The following is a 1,031-nucleotide window of genomic DNA, read 5'->3' as shown; positions in this document are numbered from 1 at the left end:
ATTGGGGTAAATGAAATTGAAACATAAATTATTATTGGGCTTAATCTGATTAATTTCAAATCAACTTACCTGGGCTGCTGAAGTTGAGTTTAGTAAGCAATATGACAATTGTATGGAGAATTCAGGTGGTGTCACAGTCAATATGCTTGATTGTATAACTGCGGAAACAAAACGTCAGGATATTAGATTAAATAATGCCTATAAGAATGTGATAGGGTTAATTCCTCCTCACCGTCAAAAGCAACTTCAAGAAACTCAACGCGCTTGGATTAAGTATAGAGATTTAAACTGTGATTTTTATGCTGATCCAAATTCAGGAACCTCCGCAACTCTAAATAGCAGTTCATGCTTCTTAGATAGTACAGCTTCTAGAGTCAAAGAATTAGAATGGTTTAATGAATACTACGCTAATTAGTTCATATATTTATCCAATAAATAGCTCGATAAGATCGTCGAGCTTTTTATTAGTTTAAATACTTATAGATTTTAAATAGATATCTATAAATACATATAGGGTATAGAGCATAGCCCCTAAAAAAAGACAGACTTTTTGCCATCTATTAGTTGAAGCTACTTTATCTGCAGAACTTCCAAAATCTTCAAAAAATTGCTTTTCTTCTTTCTCACTTGAAGCCTTAAAAGTTAAATATTCAGCATTTAATTTCAGGAAATTTGCTTTATGCCCTAATTGAGAGCACCCCCAAAAAAAACTTAATCCTAAGAAAAATAAAGCCGCTATGGAAAGCCATATCAAATCATTCCAGATTACTTGCTTCATTTGCGTGAGAATAAAGCCTATTGAAGCAGTTGATGCTGTAATAAGCATAAAAGTAGTTTTTTCTACTATAGCGGTATGTTGCTTTTGTAGCTCAACCTTTTTAGAACTATTATCCATAAGAAAATTATTATTTTTACGATACTACTGGTGAATATACATGCTAAAAATAAAAAACCAGTAAAAACAATAATGTTTTTACTGGTTTTGTTTTAGCCGATGCCTAAAAAACGATACCTGACTCTTACAGTCTAAC

General features: G+C 31.9%; 2 protein-coding genes. One reads left to right on the top strand and one right to left on the bottom strand.

Features of this window, described 5'->3' with window-relative positions:
• The first annotated feature begins 112 nt into the window (after nt 1-112).
• On the top strand, nt 113-415 hold the full coding sequence (locus tag FTV34_RS17720; protein WP_180070944.1) for a lysozyme inhibitor LprI family protein: 303 nt from the start codon (nt 113-115) through the stop codon (nt 413-415).
• 54 nt (nt 416-469) lie between these two features.
• Here FTV34_RS17720 and FTV34_RS17715 read toward each other — a convergent pair whose 3' ends face one another.
• Nucleotides 470-895: a hypothetical protein gene (locus FTV34_RS17715; protein ID WP_180070943.1), complete on the bottom strand. Its 426-nt coding sequence runs from the start codon at nt 893-895 to the stop codon at nt 470-472.
• Between the last annotated feature and the right edge of the window lie 136 nt (nt 896-1,031).

It is taken from the genome of Acinetobacter sp. YH16038 (assembly GCF_013417275.1).
In the GTDB taxonomy this organism is placed as follows: domain Bacteria; phylum Pseudomonadota; class Gammaproteobacteria; order Pseudomonadales; family Moraxellaceae; genus Acinetobacter.
Note: the sequence above shows the minus strand (reverse complement) of the source record. Positions and strands in the feature narration are given on the sequence as shown.